Raw genomic sequence first — 1396 nt, 5'->3', positions numbered from 1 at the left:
ATCATGATCGAAAAGGTGCTGTCACCGGGTACCGGAGGCATTGGCAGACCGCTGATTAGGGGCACGAGCGCCGATCCCGTCCCGGGTGACGCAGGCTCTTCGTAACGTGGATGCCGGCACGCTGATGCCGCAGGTGAGGCCGGGGAGGGCACGACCGCTGTGGAGAGTGCGCGTGATCGACACGGGTGACATCGACGTCTACCTGGGCCTGGACGTGGGCAAGGGCGAGCACCATGCCACCGCCCTGACCCCGGCCGGCAAGCGGGTCTTCGACAAGCGGCTGCCCAACACCGAACCGAAGCTGCGTGAGGTGTTTGGCAAGCTCAAGGCCAAGCACGGCACCGTGCTGGTGGTGGTCGACCAACCCGCCTCGATCGGAGCCCTGCCGCTGGCCGTGGCCCGCGACATGGGCTGCCGGGTCGCCTACCTGCCCGGCCTGACGATGCGAAGGATCGCCGACCTTTACCCCGGCGAGGCCAAGACCGACGCCCGAGACGCGGCGATCATCGCAGACGCCGCGCGGACGATGCCGCACACGCTCCGCGACCTGGCGATGTCCGACGAAACCGTCGCCGAGCTGGAGATGATCGTCGGGTTCGACGACGACCTGGCCGCCGAGTCCACCAGGATCAAGAACCGGCTGCGCGGCCTGCTCTCCCAGATCCACCCCTCGCTGGAGCGGGTCCTTGGCCCCAGACTGGACCATCCCGCCATCCTGGCCCTGCTCGAACGCCACGGCTCCCCAGCCCAGTTGAAGAAAGCCGGACGACGCCGCCTGGTCACACTGCTGCGGCCCAAAGCCCCACGACTGGCCGAGCGCCTGGTCGAAGAGATCTTCGAAGCCCTCGACGAGCAGAGCGTCGTCGTGCCCGGCACCGACGCCGCCGCGCTCATCGTCCCCAGCCTCGTCGGCTCACTCAGCTCCGTGCTCGGCCAGCGCAAACTCCTCGCCGCCCGCATCGAGGAACTGCTGGAGGCCCACCCTCTTTCCCAGGTCCTGACCTCCGTGCCCGGCATAGGGGTCAGGACCGGAGCCCGCATCCTCATCGACGTCGGGGACGCCAGCAGCTTCCCGACCGCCGGCCACCTGGCCGCCTACGCCGGCCTGGCACCAGTGACCAGAAGCTCCGGCTCCTCCATTCGTGGCGAGCACCCCTCCCGCCGCGGCAACAAGCAGCTCAAACGAGCCTTCTACCTCGCCGCGTTCGCGTCGCTGTCACAGCCCGAGTCACGCGCCTACTACGACAAGAAGCGGCGACAGGGAAAGCACCATGTCGCCGCCCTCGTCTGCCTGGCCCGCCGACGCATCGACGTGCTCTTCGCCATGCTCCGAGACGGCACCCTCTATGAACCCCCGGCCGTCACCGCCGCTTGACGAAAACCATAGGGGCACCTT

The 1396-nt window shown here is 68.3% G+C and carries 1 protein-coding gene; it reads left to right on the top strand.

Going from position 1 to position 1396, the window contains the following annotated elements:
• Window positions 1-172: 172 nt before the first annotated feature.
• A complete protein-coding gene (locus tag ACZ3UD_RS37705; protein WP_465598639.1) occupies window positions 173-1375 on the top strand; it encodes an IS110 family RNA-guided transposase in 1203 nt (400 codons plus the stop codon).
• Window positions 1376-1396: the final 21 nt, after the last annotated feature.

The sequence above is a fragment of the Kitasatospora sp. NPDC023118 genome, from assembly GCF_055560875.1.
This window is presented reverse-complemented; position numbering and strand designations above follow the sequence as displayed.